This is a genomic window from Vibrio rotiferianus (assembly GCF_002214395.1).
Lineage (GTDB): Bacteria > Pseudomonadota > Gammaproteobacteria > Enterobacterales > Vibrionaceae > Vibrio > Vibrio rotiferianus.
The window spans coordinates 3,287,673-3,303,582 of record NZ_CP018312.1; the positions used below are offsets into that span (position 1 = coordinate 3,287,673).

The following is a 15,910-nucleotide window of genomic DNA, read 5'->3' on the forward strand; positions in this document are numbered from 1 at the left end:
GCACTATTTCCGCAACGATACCTTATCAACCAAATGGCTTGGGCCTTTATGCAGGATTAAATGGGCTCTCTCTCGAGTCGGAAGTATATTATGTTCCAAGTTGAGTCCATTAATGCTTTGCCAAATGTCCTTTGCTTTGTTCTTCGCTTCATCTTCAGTGAGCTGAGTGTAATGACTAAAGTAAGAACCGGGCTTGGTAAATGCCCCGCCTCTAAACTTCAAGAAGCGTTCGATATACCATTGTTCGATAGTCTCTGTTTCAGCATCAACATAGATTGAGAAGTCTAGAAAATCAGAAACAAACACTCTATGCGGGTCATGCGGGTAATCCATTCCACTTTGTAAGACGTTTAACCCCTCAATAATCAATACGTCTGGACGATCGACTTTTTTCCGCTCATCAGTAATGTCATAGGTAATATGTGAATAGACTGGTACTTCTAAGTTTGGTTGACCAGCTTTGACATCAGAAACAAATTCCACCAAGCGTTTAATATCGTAAGACTCTGGAAAACCTTTACGGTGCATGATTCCTTTCTCTTCCAGAACTTTCTTTGGATACAAGAAACCGTCGGTTGTCACCAGCGCAACCTTTGGGTGGTTATCCCAACGAGACAGTAGTGCTCTGAGTAGTCGAGCTGTAGTGCTTTTGCCGACAGCCACACTGCCCGCAATACCAATAACAAATGGCGGAGCATGTTCTTCGGTATTAAGAAACTGCTGTAGTACTGTATTGCGACTTTGGCGAGCTTGAACATATAAGTTCAACAGGCGAGACAAGGGAAGGTAGATCTCTACCGCTTCCTCCATAGTGAGGTTTTCATTAATGCCTTGAAGCGCAGCTAGATCGTCTGCAGAGAGGGTCATCGGAACAGAATTACGTAATTCTGCCCACTCTGCACGATCGAATGACAAAAATGGACTCATGGATCTCTTTTATCCTTGGTTTCATCGAGAGCAAGAACATACAACAAGCTCTGGGCAAAGCAAACGACAAAGCTCGAAAGTTTGCTTTAAAAAGCGAGGTTTGTATGATTTTGCAGCAAACAAATCTAAAAAGAAGAAAATTACGTTTTTTTTTAAAATAGCTATTGCAACCTAGAAAATCATTCAATAGAATGCGCACCACTTATGCCGACTTAGCTCAGTAGGTAGAGCAACTGACTTGTAATCAGTAGGTCACCAGTTCGATTCCGGTAGTCGGCACCATTCTTTCCTTTAGTAGTTAGAATGGCTTTAAAATTTGGAGGGGTTCCCGAGTGGCCAAAGGGAGCAGACTGTAAATCTGCCGGCACTGCCTTCGATGGTTCGAATCCGTCCCCCTCCACCATATTCTTTAGGAAATAGCTCTCAGAGTTACGTGTTGCGGGCATCGTATAATGGCTATTACCTCAGCCTTCCAAGCTGATGATGCGGGTTCGATTCCCGCTGCCCGCTCCACTCTAATTTGAGTGCTGATATAGCTCAGGTGGTAGAGCGCATCCTTGGTAAGGATGAGGTCGGCAGTTCGAGTCTGCCTATCAGCACCAGCTCTCAAAGTTATCTCCTTTTGATATAAGATTTACCAATAATCTTTTTTGGTTGCGTGGTCAATTCGGGCCACCTAAATCCGTACCTAGAGGGACTACTCATGTCTAAAGAAAAATTTGAACGTGTAAAACCGCACGTAAACGTTGGTACTATCGGCCACGTTGACCACGGTAAAACAACTCTAACTGCAGCTATCTGTACAACACTTGCTAAAGTATACGGCGGTGCTGCTCGTGACTTCGCATCTATCGATAACGCTCCAGAAGAGCGTGAGCGCGGTATCACAATCGCTACTTCTCACGTAGAGTACGATACTCCAACTCGCCACTACGCGCACGTTGACTGTCCAGGACACGCGGACTACGTTAAGAACATGATCACTGGTGCTGCACAGATGGACGGTGGTATTCTTGTAGTTGCTGCTACTGATGGTCCAATGCCACAAACTCGTGAGCACATCCTACTAGGCCGTCAGGTTGGTATCCCTTACATCATCGTATTCATGAACAAATGTGACATGGTTGACGATGAAGAGCTACTAGAACTAGTAGAAATGGAAGTTCGTGAACTTCTATCTGAGTACGACTTCCCAGGTGATGACCTACCAGTTATCCAAGGTTCTGCACTAGGCGCACTAAACGGCGAAGAGCAGTGGGAAGCTAAGATTGTTGAACTAGCAGAAGCGCTAGATTCATACATCCCAGAACCAGAGCGTGCAATCGATCAGCCATTCCTAATGCCTATCGAAGACGTATTCTCAATCCAAGGTCGTGGTACAGTAGTTACTGGTCGTATCGAGCGCGGTATCCTAACTGTAGGTGACGAAGTAGAAATCGTAGGTATCAAAGAAACTACAACTACTACTTGTACTGGTGTTGAGATGTTCCGTAAGCTTCTAGACGAAGGTCGTGCGGGTGAGAACGTTGGTGCACTTCTACGTGGTACTAAACGTGACGAAGTAGAGCGTGGTCAAGTACTAGCAGCTCCTAAGTCAATCAACCCACACACTAAGTTCGAGTCAGAAGTATACGTACTTTCTAAAGATGAAGGTGGTCGTCACACTCCATTCTTCAAAGGCTACCGTCCACAGTTCTACTTCCGTACAACTGACGTAACTGGTGACATCTCTCTACCAGAAGGCGTAGAAATGGTAATGCCAGGCGACAACATCCAAATGCAAGTTGAGCTAATCGCTCCTATCGCTATGGACGAAGGTCTACGTTTCGCTATCCGTGAAGGTGGCCGTACAGTAGGTGCTGGTGTTGTTGCTAAGATCTTCGACTAATTCTTAACGAATTGCCGAATGTCTTCGGAAAATCTTGAATTAGATTTGACGAACCAGTAGCAAAAAGGGCATCATTTGATGCCCTTTTTCTGCACTCAACTTTTTTTTAGCTGTTTTCTTGTTCAGAATTTGGTTGAGAGCAGAGCAAGATTGGCCAGTGAGGCTTAATCTTAAGAGTGTAACGCTGATTTTTTCAGCGATATGGAGTTTGCCCTGCAACAGCGGGGTTGTTGTCGTCTATAGTAAGACTTGTGACAGGTTGGTTTATGAAAGCAAATAATGCTGAAACTCCTGATAGCTCAAACGCAGCCGATACGTTTAAGTGGATTGCCGCTTTCGTATTAGCAGCGGCCGCTGTTGTGGGTAATTACCTGTATGGTGAAATGTCTGTAGTGGTTCGCGCTGCAGGCGTTGTTGTTCTAATTGCAGCTGCTCTTGGCGTTGCAGCAACAACAACTAAAGGTAAAGCAGCGATCAGTTTTGCAAAAGAATCTCGTATGGAAGTTCGTAAGGTTGTTTGGCCTACTCGCCAAGAAACCATGCAAACAACACTGATCGTTTTAGCTGTAAGTATTGTAATGGCTCTAGCGCTTTGGGGTATTGACGGCATTATGGTTCGTCTAGTAGCTCTAGCGACTGGGGTATAGAGGGTTTTAATTCATGAGTGAAGCTCCAAAAAAACGCTGGTATGTGGTTCAAGCCTTCTCTGGATTTGAAGGTCGTGTAGCTCAGTCTCTTCGCGAGCATATCAAAATGCACAGCATGGAAGAGCTATTCGGTGAAGTACTGGTTCCTACTGAAGAAGTAGTGGAAATGCGCGCGGGTCAGCGTCGCAAATCTGAGCGTAAGTTCTTCCCTGGTTACGTCCTTGTTCAGATGATTATGAACGATGAATCATGGCACTTAGTACGCAGTGTGCCGCGTGTCATGGGCTTCATTGGTGGTACCTCCGACCGTCCAGCACCTATCACAGATAAAGAAGCTGACGCTATTCTTAACCGTCTTGAGAAGGCGAGTGAAGCTCCTCGTCCACGTACTATGTACGAAGCGGGTGAAGTGGTACGTGTTAACGAAGGTCCATTTGCTGACTTCAATGGTACTGTTGAAGAAGTAGATTATGAGAAGAGCCGCCTGAAAGTGTCTGTGTCGATCTTTGGTCGCGCAACACCAGTTGAGCTTGAATTTGGTCAGGTTGAAAAACTTGATTAAAAAAACACCTTTTTAAGGGTTGTCTAAGGCGCGAATTATGACTATAATTTCGCGCCTTTTTACTTCTCGTGAAGTAAAGAGTTTTTTCACAAACGGGGAGCTGATCAGTGATTAGCGTTTGTACCCAAACTTAGGAATTATCATGGCTAAGAAAGTTGAAGCTTACATCAAGCTACAAGTTGCAGCTGGTATGGCGAACCCAAGTCCACCAGTTGGTCCTGCACTAGGTCAACACGGTGTTAACATCATGGAATTCTGTAAAGCGTTCAACGCGAAAACAGAATCTCTAGAGAAAGGTCTACCTACTCCAGTTGTTATCACTGTATACAACGACCGTTCTTTCACGTTCGTAACTAAGACTCCACCTGCTGCTGTTCTACTTAAGAAAGCTGCTGGCGTTAAGTCTGGTTCAGGTCGTCCAAACACTGAAAAAGTTGGTACTGTAACTGACGCTCAAATCCAAGAAATCGCAGAAACTAAAGCTGCTGATATGACTGGTGCTGACATCGAAGCAATGAAGCGTTCAATCGCTGGTACTGCTCGTTCAATGGGCCTAGTGGTAGAGGGTTAATAAGATGGCTAAACTAACTAAGCGCATGCGCGTAATCCGCGAAAAAGTTGACGTAACTAAAGAGTACGAAATCAACGAAGCTGTAGCTCTTCTTCAAGAACTAGCGACTGCTAAATTCGTAGAATCTGTTGACGTTGCTATTAACCTAGGCATCGATGCTCGTAAATCTGACCAGAACGTACGTGGTGCAACTGTACTACCTCACGGTACTGGCCGCGAAATCCGCGTTGCAGTGTTCACTCAAGGTGCAAACGCTGAAGCAGCTAAAGAAGCTGGCGCAGACATCGTTGGTATGGAAGATCTTGCTGAGCAAGTTAAGAAAGGCGAAATGAACTTCGACGTAGTTGTTGCTTCTCCAGATGCAATGCGCGTTGTAGGTCAACTAGGTACTATCCTAGGTCCTCGCGGTCTTATGCCAAACCCTAAAGTTGGTACTGTAACTCCTAACGTTGCTGAAGCAGTTAAAAACGCTAAAGCTGGTCAGGTTCGTTACCGTAACGACAAAAACGGCATCATCCACACTACTATCGGTAAAGCAAACTTCTCTGCTGAGCAGATCAAAGAGAACCTAGAGTCACTTCTAGTTGCTCTGAAGAAAGCTAAGCCATCTTCAGCGAAAGGTACTTTCCTGAAGAAAGTAAGCATCTCTACTACTATGGGTGCTGGTGTTGCTGTTGATCAGGCTAGCCTGAACACTCAAGCATAATTTATTTGCTTAGGCGCAAAATTTGTGTATAATTTTGCGCCTAATATTTGTGGTTGGGGCTGAACTTTGGTTCTAAATGAATTAAGACCCAGTCTCCGTCCAAGACCGTAGGTGTCTGACTTTATTTTTAAATGAAGGCTTAATATTCCCTACGTAGATGGTGCCCGAACTGACAGAAAGCTCTATGTAAATAGTTACCTTTCTTCTGGGAAGCACCTGAATAACTCTCACTGTCGTGATGATAGTGAGTGGTGTAACGACAACCAGGAGTAAATCCAAGATGGCTTTAAACCTTCAAGACAAAAAAGCAATTGTTGCTGAAGTCAACGAAGCTGCCAGTGGTGCACTTTCTGCAGTTGTAGCTGATTCTCGTGGCGTAGAAGTTGGCGCTATGACATCACTACGTAAACAAGCTCGTGAAGCTGGTGTTTACGTACGTGTTGTTCGTAACACACTTATGCGTCGTGCGGTTGCAGGTACTGAGTACGAGTGTCTAACTGACACTTTCACTGGTCCTACTCTAATCGCATTCTCTAATGAGCACCCAGGTGCTGCAGCGCGTCTTTTCAAAGACTTCGCTAAAGAGAACAAAGACTTCGAGATCAAAGCTGCTGCATTTGAAGGCGCGCTAACTGACGCTGAAGTACTAGCGACACTACCAACTTACGACGAAGCTATCGCACGCCTAATGATGTGCATGAAAGAAGCTTCTGCAGGCAAGCTGGTACGTACTATCGCTGCACTACGCGACCAAAAAGAAGAAGCTGCTGCGTAAGCCTTGCTTTTCACTGGTTGCTATTTAAACTTATTGTTGATTTAAAAGAGAATTGTTATGTCTATCACTAACGAGCAAATCCTAGACGCAGTTGCAGAAATGTCTGTAATGCAAGTTGTTGAACTAATCGAAGCAATGGAAGAGAAATTCGGTGTTTCTGCTGCTGCTGCTGTTGTAGCTGGCGGCGCTGCTGCAGGCGAAGCTGCTGCTGAGCAAACTGAATTCGACGTAATCCTAGAATCTGCTGGCGGTAACAAAGTTGCTGTAATCAAAGCAGTACGTGGCGCAACTGGCCTAGGTCTTAAAGAAGCTAAAGCTCTTGTAGACGGCGCTCCAGCACCTCTTAAAGAAGGTGTTGACAAAGCAGAAGCTGACGCTCTTAAAGCTCAGCTAGAAGAAGCTGGTGCAACTGTTGCTGTTAAGTAATTATTGCATAGTTTCTTAGCCTAACGGCTAATTGGCTGGTGGTTTTTTAACCACCGGCCTTTTTGCGCTGTAGGGTATAGGCGAATTTTCCCGCTGTTTAAGCGCCTTATATCCATGCAAAAAACATTTCATTCTTTCGCAATGGAATGTCACTACAGTAAACAGCTATTTAGTCACTGTCCCTTACCCCCCTTAAGTAACTAGGAGCGGGCGGACAGTTTGGGTCACTTATCAGCGAGCTGAGGAACCCCATGGTTTACTCTTATACCGAGAAAAAGCGCATCCGTAAGGACTTTGGTACTCGTCCACAAGTTTTGGACATTCCATACCTGCTATCGATCCAGCTCGATTCGTTCGACAAATTCATCGAACAGGATCCTGAAGGTCAATACGGTCTTGAAGCTGCTTTCCGTTCTGTATTCCCAATTCAGAGCTACAACGGCAATTCTGAGCTGCAATACGTTAGCTACCGTCTTGGTGAGCCAGTTTTTGACGTTAAAGAATGTCAAATCCGCGGTGTAACTTACTCAAAGCCACTACGCGTAAAACTACGTCTAGTAATCTTTGATAAAGACGCACCAGCAGGTACTGTAAAAGACATTAAAGAACAAGAAGTCTACATGGGCGAAATTCCGCTTATGACAGACAATGGTACCTTCGTAATCAATGGTACCGAGAGGGTTATCGTATCCCAGCTGCACCGAAGCCCAGGCGTGTTCTTCGACAGCGATAAGGGTAAGACCCACTCTTCAGGTAAAGTTCTATATAACGCACGTGTAATTCCTTACCGTGGCTCATGGCTAGACTTTGAGTTCGATCCTAAGGATAACCTATACGTACGTATCGACCGTCGTCGTAAGCTACCAGCATCGATCATCCTTCGTGCACTTGGTAAAACGTCAGAAGAAATCCTAGATATCTTCTTCGAGAAAGTGAACTTCGAAGTGAAAGACCAAACTCTACTTATGGAGTTGGTTCCAGATCGTCTACGTGGTGAAACTGCGTCATTCGATATTGAAGCGAACGGTAAGACTTACGTTGAGCAAGGTCGTCGCGTTACAGCTCGTCATATCCGCCAACTAGAAAAAGATGGCGTTGATCACATCGAAGTACCAGTTGAGTACATCGTTGGTAAAGTTGCATCGAAAGACTACGTTAACGAAGCAACAGGCGAGATCATCGTAAACGCTAACCAGGAAATTAGCCTGGAAGCTCTAGCGAACCTATCTCAGGCTGGCCATAAAGCGCTAGAAGTTCTATTCACGAACGATCTAGACCACGGTCCATTCATGTCAGAAACGCTACGTATCGACAGCACTGTTGATCGTATTTCTGCGCTGGTAGAAATCTACCGCATGATGCGCCCTGGTGAGCCACCAACAAAAGAAGCTGCAGAAGCTCTATTCGAAAGCCTATTCTTCTCTGAAGAGCGCTATGACCTATCAACTGTTGGCCGTATGAAGTTCAACAGTTCTATCGAGCGTGAAGATGCTCTAGAACAAGGTACGCTTGACGAGCAAGACATCATCGAAGTGATGAAGAAGCTTATTGCGATCCGTAACGGTAAAGGCGAAGTGGACGATATCGACCACCTAGGCAACCGTCGTATCCGCTCTGTAGGCGAAATGGCTGAGAACCAATTCCGTGTTGGTCTTGTGCGTGTTGAACGTGCAGTGAAAGAGCGCCTAAGCCTTGGTGACCTTGATGCAATCATGCCTCAAGATCTAATCAACGCTAAGCCTATTTCAGCAGCAGTTAAAGAATTCTTTGGCTCTTCACAGCTTTCACAGTTCATGGACCAAAACAACCCGCTATCAGAAGTAACGCACAAGCGTCGTATTTCTGCATTGGGTCCTGGCGGTCTAACTCGTGAACGTGCTGGCTTCGAAGTACGTGACGTACACGTAACTCACTACGGTCGTCTATGTCCTATCGAAACGCCGGAAGGTCCAAACATCGGTCTGATCAACTCTCTATCTGCGTTTGCGCGTTGTAACGAGTACGGCTTCCTAGAGACACCATACCGTCGCGTTGTAGATGGCGTTGTTACAGACGAAGTAGATTACCTATCTGCAATCGAAGAAGGCCAATTCGTTATCGCACAGGCTAACGCTGCGCTAACTGAAGAAGGCGGTTTTGCAGATGAGCTGATCACAGCTCGTCAAAAAGGTGAATCTGGTCTACACCCTCGTGAGCACGCTCAGTACATGGACGTTGCGACAAACCAGGTTGTATCTATCGCTGCATCGCTTATCCCGTTCCTAGAACACGATGATGCGAACCGTGCATTGATGGGTGCGAACATGCAACGTCAGGCAGTTCCAACACTGAAAGCTGACAAACCGCTTGTTGGTACTGGTATTGAACGTAACGTAGCAGTTGACTCAGGTGTAACTGCAGTTGCTAAACGTGGTGGTGTAATCCAGTCAGTAGATGCTTCTCGTATCGTTGTTAAAGTGAACGAAGAAGAACTAGTACCAGGCGAAGCTGGTATCGACATCTACAACCTGACTAAATACACACGTTCTAACCAGAACACATGTATTAACCAGCGCCCATGTGTAATGCCAGGTGAACCTGTATCACGTGGTGATGTTCTTGCTGATGGTCCTTCAACAGACCTAGGTGAACTAGCGCTTGGTCAAAACATGCGTATCGCGTTCATGCCTTGGAACGGTTACAACTTCGAAGACTCGATCCTAGTATCTGAGCGCGTAGTTCAAGAAGACCGCTTCACGACTATCCACATTCAAGAACTTACTTGTGTGGCGCGTGATACTAAGCTTGGTTCTGAAGAGATCACTGCTGATATTCCAAACGTAGGTGAATCTGCTCTGTCTAAACTAGACGAGTCAGGTATCGTTTACATCGGTGCTGAAGTTAAGGGTGGCGACATCCTAGTTGGTAAAGTAACACCTAAAGGTGAAACCCAGCTAACGCCTGAAGAGAAGCTACTACGTGCAATCTTCGGTGAAAAAGCATCTGACGTTAAAGATACTTCACTACGTGTACCTAACTCTGTTTCAGGTACGATTATCGACGTTCAAGTCTTCACTCGCGATGGCGTAGAGAAAGACAAGCGTGCGCTTGAAATCGAGCAAATGCAGCTTAAAGAAGCGAAGAAAGACCTAACTGAAGAATTCCAGATTCTTGAGGGTGGCCTTCTAAACCGTGTTCGCGCTGTATTGATCGATGGCGGTTACTCTGAAGCGAAACTAGACGCAACTGATCGTAAGAAGTGGCTAGAACTAACGCTAGAAGATGACGCTCTACAAACTCAGCTAGAACAACTAGCAGAGCAGTGGGACGAGCTAAAAGCTGACTTCGATAAGAAATTCGAAACTAAGCGTCGTAAGATCACACAAGGTGATGATCTAGCACCTGGCGTACTGAAGATCGTTAAGGTTTACCTAGCGGTTAAACGTCGCATCCAGCCTGGTGATAAGATGGCGGGTCGTCACGGTAACAAGGGTGTAATCTCTAAGATCAACCCTGTTGAAGACATGCCATACGATGAAAAAGGTCAGCCTGTAGACATCGTACTTAACCCACTGGGTGTACCTTCGCGTATGAACATCGGTCAGATCCTTGAAGTACACTTAGGTCTGGCAGCGAAAGGTATCGGTGACAAGATCAACCAGATGGTTAAAGAGCAGCAAGAACTAGCGAAATTCCGCGAGTTCCTACAGAAAGTTTACGATCTAGGCGAAACTCGCCAGAAAGTAGACATTGCTTCTCTATCTGATGACGAAGTTCGTACTCTGATCAAGAACCTACGTGGCGGTCTACCAATCGCGACTCCAGTATTTGACGGTGCACCAGAAGCGTCTATTAAAGCGCTACTGAAACTAGCAGACCTACCAGAATCTGGTCAGCTAAAACTGTTTGATGGTCGCACGGGTGACCAGTTTGAGCGTCCTGTAACAGTAGGTTACATGTACATGCTGAAACTGAACCACCTTGTTGATGACAAGATGCACGCACGTTCAACTGGTTCGTACAGCCTAGTAACTCAGCAGCCACTTGGTGGTAAAGCTCAGTTCGGTGGTCAGCGTTTCGGTGAGATGGAAGTATGGGCACTAGAAGCATACGGTGCTGCTTACACTCTACAAGAAATGCTAACGGTTAAGTCGGATGACGTTAACGGCCGTACTAAGATGTACAAAAACATCGTAGACGGTAACCACAGCATGGAACCTGGTATGCCAGAATCGTTCAACGTATTGTTGAAAGAGATTCGCTCGCTAGGTATCAACATCGAGCTAGAAGACGAAGAGTAATCTCTTTCTCTCTCAGCCAAGGTTGAGAGAGATATAAAGCGATTATTTAGTAGAAGGTGCTCACTTTAGCGGGTGAGCTCCTTTTAACTCCTTACAGGAGCTGATTGTGAAAGACTTATTAAACTTTCTAAAAGCACAGCATAAGACCGAAGAATTTGATGCAATCAAAATCGGTCTATCTTCACCAGACATGATCCGTTCATGGTCTTTCGGTGAAGTTAAAAAACCTGAAACGATCAACTATCGTACGTTCAAACCTGAACGCGATGGTCTGTTCTGTGCGCGTATCTTTGGTCCAGTTAAAGACTACGAATGTCTTTGTGGTAAGTACAAGCGCCTGAAGCACCGTGGTGTTATCTGTGAGAAGTGTGGTGTAGAAGTTACACAAACTAAAGTTCGTCGTGACCGCATGGGCCACATCGAGCTAGCTTCACCAGTAGCTCACATCTGGTTCCTAAAATCGCTACCGTCTCGTATCGGTCTACTAATGGATATCCCTCTACGTGATATCGAACGTGTTCTTTACTTCGAAATGTACGTAGTAACAGAACCAGGTATGACTGATCTAGAAAAATCTCAGATGCTTACTGAAGAAGAGTATCTAGATCGTCTAGAAGAGTGGGGCGACGAGTTCACTGCTAAGATGGGTGCAGAAGCAATCAAGGACCTACTAGGTTCTATGGATATGCACGCTGAAGCAGAACAAATGCGTGAAGAGCTAGAAACAACTAACTCTGAAACTAAGCGTAAGAAAGTAACTAAGCGTCTGAAACTGGTAGAAGCGTTTATTCAATCTGGCAACAACCCAGAGTGGATGATCCTAACTGTACTTCCAGTTCTTCCGCCAGATCTACGTCCTCTAGTACCACTAGATGGCGGTCGTTTTGCGACTTCAGATCTGAACGACCTATACCGTCGTGTGATCAACCGTAACAACCGTTTGAAGCGTCTTCTAGAGCTAGCTGCTCCGGACATCATCGTACGTAACGAAAAACGTATGCTGCAAGAGTCTGTTGATGCGCTACTAGATAACGGTCGTCGTGGTCGTGCGATCACAGGTTCTAACAAGCGTCCTCTGAAATCTCTTGCTGATATGATCAAGGGTAAACAAGGTCGTTTCCGTCAGAACCTTCTAGGTAAACGTGTAGACTACTCTGGCCGTTCTGTAATCACAGTAGGTCCATACCTTCGTCTACACCAGTGTGGTCTTCCTAAGAAGATGGCACTTGAGCTATTCAAACCATTTATCTACAGCAAGCTAGAGACTCGTGGTCTTGCGACTACAATCAAAGCTGCTAAGAAGATGGTAGAGCGTGAAGAAGCGGTAGTTTGGGATATCCTAGACGAAGTAATCCGTGAACACCCAGTACTATTGAACCGTGCACCTACACTTCACCGTCTAGGTATCCAGGCGTTCGAACCAGTACTAATCGAAGGTAAAGCGATCCAGCTACACCCACTAGTGTGTGCGGCGTACAACGCGGACTTCGATGGTGACCAAATGGCGGTTCACGTACCTCTAACTCTAGAGGCACAGCTTGAAGCTCGTACTCTGATGATGTCGACAAACAACATTCTGTCGCCAGCGTCAGGTGATCCGATCATCGTACCTTCTCAGGACGTTGTATTGGGTCTGTACTACATGACTCGTGACAAGATCAACGTGAAAGGTGAAGGCATGTACCTTTCTGGCCCAGCAGAGGCTGAGAAAGCATACCGCACTAAGCAAGCTGAACTTCACGCACGCGTTAAAGTACGTATTACAGAAACAGTTGTAGACGAAGACGGCAACAGCACAACAGAGACTAAGATGGTTGATACAACTATCGGTCGTGCAATGCTATGGCAAATCGTGCCAGCAGGTCTACCGTACAGCATCGTTAACCAAAAGCTAGGTAAGAAGCAAATCTCTAACCTACTAAACGAGGCGTACCGTAAGCTAGGTCTGAAAGACACTGTAATCTTCGCTGACCAAATCATGTACACAGGTTTCGCATACGCGGCACTATCTGGTGTATCTGTTGGTATCGACGATATGGTTGTACCGCCAGCTAAGTACACTGAAATCGCAGAAGCGGAAGAAGAAGTACGTGAAATCCAGGAACAATACCAATCTGGTCTTGTTACTGCGGGCGAACGATACAACAAAGTTATCGATATCTGGGCATCGACCAACGATCGCGTAGCGAAAGCGATGATGGCAAACCTTTCATCTGAAACGGTAGTTAACCGTGACGGTGAAGAAGAGCAACAAGAATCGTTTAACAGCATCTACATGATGGCTGACTCGGGTGCTCGTGGTTCTGCAGCTCAGATTCGTCAGCTAGCGGGTATGCGTGGTCTGATGGCTCGTCCGGATGGTTCGATCATCGAAACGCCGATCACTGCGAACTTTAAAGAAGGTCTAAACGTACTTCAGTACTTTATCTCAACGCACGGTGCTCGTAAGGGTCTTGCGGATACGGCACTGAAAACAGCGAACTCGGGTTACCTAACTCGTCGTCTAGTAGACGTTGCTCAAGACGTTGTTGTAACTGAACATGACTGTGGCACTCACGAGGGTGTTGACATGATGCCTCACATCGAGGGTGGTGATGTTAAAGTTGCACTAACTGAGCTAGCGCTAGGTCGTGTAGTAGCTGAAGACGTTCTTAAGCCAGGTACAGAAGATGTTCTGATCCCACGTAACACTCTAATTGATGAGAAGTGGTGTCAGATCATGGAAGAGAACTCAGTAGACAGCATGAAAGTGCGCTCTGTAGTTACTTGTGATTCTGACTTCGGTTGTTGTGCACAGTGTTACGGTCGTGACCTAGCACGTGGTCACCTAGTGAACCAAGGTGAAGCAGTTGGTGTAATCGCTGCTCAGTCTATCGGTGAACCGGGTACACAGCTAACGATGCGTACGTTCCACATCGGTGGTGCGGCATCTACTGCAGCAGCAGAGAACAGCATCCAAGCTAAGACAACTGGTACAGTTAAACTGCACAACGCTAAGTTCGTAATCAACAAAGATAAGAAGCTAGTAATCACGTCTCGTGCATCTGAGCTAACTATCATTGATGAATTCGGTCGTACTAAAGAGAAGCACAAACTTCCTTACGGTTCGATGCTAAGCAAAGGCGACAACGATGCAGTAACAGCTGGCGAAGTTGTTGCTAACTGGGAAGCGCACACCATGCCAATCATCACTGAAGTGGCAGGTCGCATCCAGTTCGTAGACATGATCGACGGTGTTACAGTTTCTCGTCAAACAGATGACCTAACAGGTCTATCTTCAAGCGAAGTAACTGACCCAGCAGCTCGTCCAGCAGCCGGTAAAGATATGCGTCCAGCTATCAAACTTGTTGATGAGCAAGGTAACGATGTAATGATCCCTGGTACTGAAATGCCAGCTCACTACTTCCTACCTGGTAAAGCGATTGTAAACATCGAAGACGGCGCGGAAGTAGGTGTGGGTGATACACTTTCACGTATCCCTCAAAAGTCTGGCGGTAACAAAGATATCACCGGTGGTCTACCACGCGTAGCTGACCTATTCGAAGCTCGTAAGCCTAAAGAGCCTGCGATTCTTGCTGAGCACACAGGTACTGTGAGCTTCGGTAAAGAGACGAAAGGTAAACGTCGTCTAGTAATCACTCGTGACGGCGGTGACGCTTACGAAGAGATGATTCCTAAGCATCGTCAGTTGAACGTATTTGAAGGTGAGCGTGTTGAACGTGGTGACGTGATCGCAGATGGTCCAGAGTCTCCACATGACATCCTACGTCTACGTGGCGTACACGCTGTAACTCAGTACATCGCTAACGAAGTACAAGAAGTTTACCGTCTACAAGGCGTTAAGATTAACGATAAGCACATCGAGACTATCGTTCGTCAGATGCTACGTAAGTGTACAATTACTCACGCAGGTGACTCTGAGTTCCTACCTGGCGAGCAAGTTGAATACTCACAAGTTAAGATTGCTAACCGTAACCTAGAAGCTGAAGGCAAAGAGCCTGCACGTTTCGAGCGTGAGCTACTAGGTATCACTAAGGCATCTCTAGCGACTGAGTCGTTCATCTCTGCGGCATCGTTCCAGGAGACAACTCGCGTACTAACAGAAGCTGCGGTTTCTGGTAAGCGTGATGACCTACGTGGTCTGAAAGAGAACGTAATTGTTGGTCGTCTGATCCCAGCGGGTACTGGTTTCGCATACCACCAAGAGCGTCAAGCTAAACGTGCTGAAGAGCAAGAAGGTCCATCTGCTGAACAAGCAACAGATAACCTAGCTGCACTTCTAAACGCTGGCTTCTCATCTGACGAGTAATCGTTAAGAGCTTAAAAGAAAAGGCACCTTCGGGTGCCTTTTTTGTTTTTGAAGCAAGAGGTTAGACGCTATGATTCGAGAGCGCTTTGCTATAGGAGTTGAGAGGTGTTGTTTGAGGGCTAGTGCAAGACGTTTAGATAGAACTTGTCCTTAGAGAGGTAAAATGAACCGAATCCCAAAAAACAAAAAGGGTTGACGCACACACGCCAACCCTCAAGAATCGTTCTCGCTTCTCGCTTCTCGCTTCTCGCTTCTCGCTTCTCGCTTCTCGCTTCTCGCTTCTCGCTTCTCGCTTCTCGCTATGCGCCAGGAGGCATCGCAAGACTGTCAGCAATTAGCTTAATCAGATGATCTTCAACGGCAAAACGTGTCTCAATAATTTCCCCAATTAGAGACATATCACCATCAAACTCACCAAGTACATCGTCCTCGGATACATCTGAATATTTATCAGTGAAGTTAAGCAAAGGCTCAGTAGTCAGTACAATTTTGCCGTAGGTTTGGTTGATTTCATCAGTGGCAACAAAACCGGTTGCTTTCCATTTGTCCATGACCATCTCGTAAATTTTAAAATGGCCTTCGGAGATGTAATCTACAAGGTGTTGGCAGAAGTGTTGTAGTTCTTGAGGAGTAGGGAGTTCAATGACGTTAGTTTTTGAACAAGGTTGCAACGCAGCAAGTTTACAATATTCGACAATCAAAGATTGTCTCGTTTCAAGCCAATGGTCGATGACCTCACTCGAACCACCCCATTGTGCTTGTGTTTGTTTGAATTTTTTTAGCATGACCATGCCCTCATGATCTGAACGCCCAATGGCA

11 protein-coding genes and 4 tRNA genes are annotated in these 15,910 nt (G+C 45.9%); 13 read left to right on the forward strand and 2 right to left on the reverse strand.

The features are described from left to right. Positions 1–3: 3 nt before the first annotated feature. Positions 4–927: a type I pantothenate kinase gene (gene coaA / locus BSZ04_RS24530; protein WP_038887814.1), complete on the reverse strand. Its 924-nt coding sequence runs from the start codon at positions 925–927 to the stop codon at positions 4–6. 206 nt (positions 928–1,133) lie between these two features. Between coaA and BSZ04_RS24535 the strand changes: the two genes are divergently transcribed. The 13 genes from BSZ04_RS24535 to rpoC all read left to right on the forward strand — a co-directional run bounded on the left by BSZ04_RS24535 (position 1,134) and on the right by rpoC (position 15,091). Next, positions 1,134–1,209: transfer RNA gene (locus tag BSZ04_RS24535), tRNA-Thr, on the forward strand. Positions 1,210–1,245: 36 nt separating this feature from the next. After that, positions 1,246–1,330 (forward strand) — tRNA-Tyr (locus BSZ04_RS24540). Positions 1,331–1,365: 35 nt separating this feature from the next. Next, a tRNA-Gly gene (locus tag BSZ04_RS24545) sits at positions 1,366–1,440 on the forward strand. 13 nt (positions 1,441–1,453) lie between these two features. Further along, positions 1,454–1,529: transfer RNA gene (locus BSZ04_RS24550), tRNA-Thr, on the forward strand. A gap of 101 nt (positions 1,530–1,630) precedes the next feature. After that, positions 1,631–2,815 (forward strand): elongation factor Tu, encoded by a 1,185-nt coding sequence (gene tuf, locus BSZ04_RS24555; RefSeq protein WP_088880292.1) that lies wholly within the window; start codon positions 1,631–1,633, stop codon positions 2,813–2,815. A gap of 266 nt (positions 2,816–3,081) precedes the next feature. Beyond that, on the forward strand, positions 3,082–3,462 hold the full coding sequence (secE, locus tag BSZ04_RS24565; protein WP_005451121.1) for a preprotein translocase subunit SecE: 381 nt from the start codon (positions 3,082–3,084) through the stop codon (positions 3,460–3,462). A gap of 13 nt (positions 3,463–3,475) precedes the next feature. Beyond that, positions 3,476–4,024 (forward strand): transcription termination/antitermination protein NusG, encoded by a 549-nt coding sequence (gene nusG / locus BSZ04_RS24570; protein WP_005451123.1) that lies wholly within the window; start codon positions 3,476–3,478, stop codon positions 4,022–4,024. Positions 4,025–4,166: 142 nt separating this feature from the next. Beyond that, entirely contained in the window at positions 4,167–4,595 is a 429-nt protein-coding gene (gene rplK / locus BSZ04_RS24575; RefSeq protein ID WP_005451125.1) for a 50S ribosomal protein L11, read from the forward strand. 4 nt (positions 4,596–4,599) lie between these two features. Next, the gene (gene rplA, locus BSZ04_RS24580; RefSeq protein WP_010444406.1) at positions 4,600–5,301 is read left to right on the forward strand and encodes a 50S ribosomal protein L1; all 702 of its coding nucleotides are present in this window, start codon (positions 4,600–4,602) and stop codon (positions 5,299–5,301) included. 280 nt (positions 5,302–5,581) lie between these two features. Then, positions 5,582–6,076, forward strand: a complete 495-nt coding sequence (gene rplJ, locus BSZ04_RS24585; protein WP_010444404.1) for a 50S ribosomal protein L10 — start codon at positions 5,582–5,584, stop codon at positions 6,074–6,076. A 57-nt stretch (positions 6,077–6,133) separates the two neighbouring features. Next, the gene (rplL, locus tag BSZ04_RS24590; protein ID WP_010444402.1) at positions 6,134–6,502 is read left to right on the forward strand and encodes a 50S ribosomal protein L7/L12; all 369 of its coding nucleotides are present in this window, start codon (positions 6,134–6,136) and stop codon (positions 6,500–6,502) included. A gap of 251 nt (positions 6,503–6,753) precedes the next feature. Then, the gene (gene rpoB / locus BSZ04_RS24595; RefSeq protein WP_010444401.1) at positions 6,754–10,782 is read left to right on the forward strand and encodes a DNA-directed RNA polymerase subunit beta; all 4,029 of its coding nucleotides are present in this window, start codon (positions 6,754–6,756) and stop codon (positions 10,780–10,782) included. Between the two features lie 106 nt (positions 10,783–10,888). Then, positions 10,889–15,091, forward strand: a complete 4,203-nt coding sequence (gene rpoC / locus BSZ04_RS24600; RefSeq protein ID WP_045390538.1) for a DNA-directed RNA polymerase subunit beta' — start codon at positions 10,889–10,891, stop codon at positions 15,089–15,091. Between the two features lie 299 nt (positions 15,092–15,390). On the opposite strand, the gene BSZ04_RS24605 is transcribed toward rpoC, so the two are convergent. Next, positions 15,391–15,882, reverse strand: coding sequence for an Rsd/AlgQ family anti-sigma factor (locus tag BSZ04_RS24605; RefSeq protein WP_010444396.1), 492 nt, complete (start codon positions 15,880–15,882; stop codon positions 15,391–15,393). Between the last annotated feature and the right edge of the window lie 28 nt (positions 15,883–15,910).

Excerpts from the sequence above, each read along its gene's own strand:
- nusG (WP_005451123.1), top strand. The coding sequence starts at position 3,476 with ATGAGTGAAGCTCCAAAAAAACGCTGGTATGTGGTTCAAGCCTTCTCT.
- secE (WP_005451121.1), top strand. The coding sequence starts at position 3,082 with ATGAAAGCAAATAATGCTGAAACTCCTGATAGCTCAAACGCAGCCGAT.
- BSZ04_RS24605 (WP_010444396.1), bottom strand. The coding sequence starts at position 15,882 with ATGGTCATGCTAAAAAAATTCAAACAAACACAAGCACAATGGGGTGGT.
- rplA (WP_010444406.1), top strand. The coding sequence starts at position 4,600 with ATGGCTAAACTAACTAAGCGCATGCGCGTAATCCGCGAAAAAGTTGAC.
- tuf (WP_088880292.1), top strand. The coding sequence starts at position 1,631 with ATGTCTAAAGAAAAATTTGAACGTGTAAAACCGCACGTAAACGTTGGT.
- rplK (WP_005451125.1), top strand. The coding sequence starts at position 4,167 with ATGGCTAAGAAAGTTGAAGCTTACATCAAGCTACAAGTTGCAGCTGGT.
- coaA (WP_038887814.1), bottom strand. The coding sequence starts at position 927 with ATGAGTCCATTTTTGTCATTCGATCGTGCAGAGTGGGCAGAATTACGT.
- rplJ (WP_010444404.1), top strand. The coding sequence starts at position 5,582 with ATGGCTTTAAACCTTCAAGACAAAAAAGCAATTGTTGCTGAAGTCAAC.
- rpoB (WP_010444401.1), top strand. The coding sequence starts at position 6,754 with ATGGTTTACTCTTATACCGAGAAAAAGCGCATCCGTAAGGACTTTGGT.
- rplL (WP_010444402.1), top strand. The coding sequence starts at position 6,134 with ATGTCTATCACTAACGAGCAAATCCTAGACGCAGTTGCAGAAATGTCT.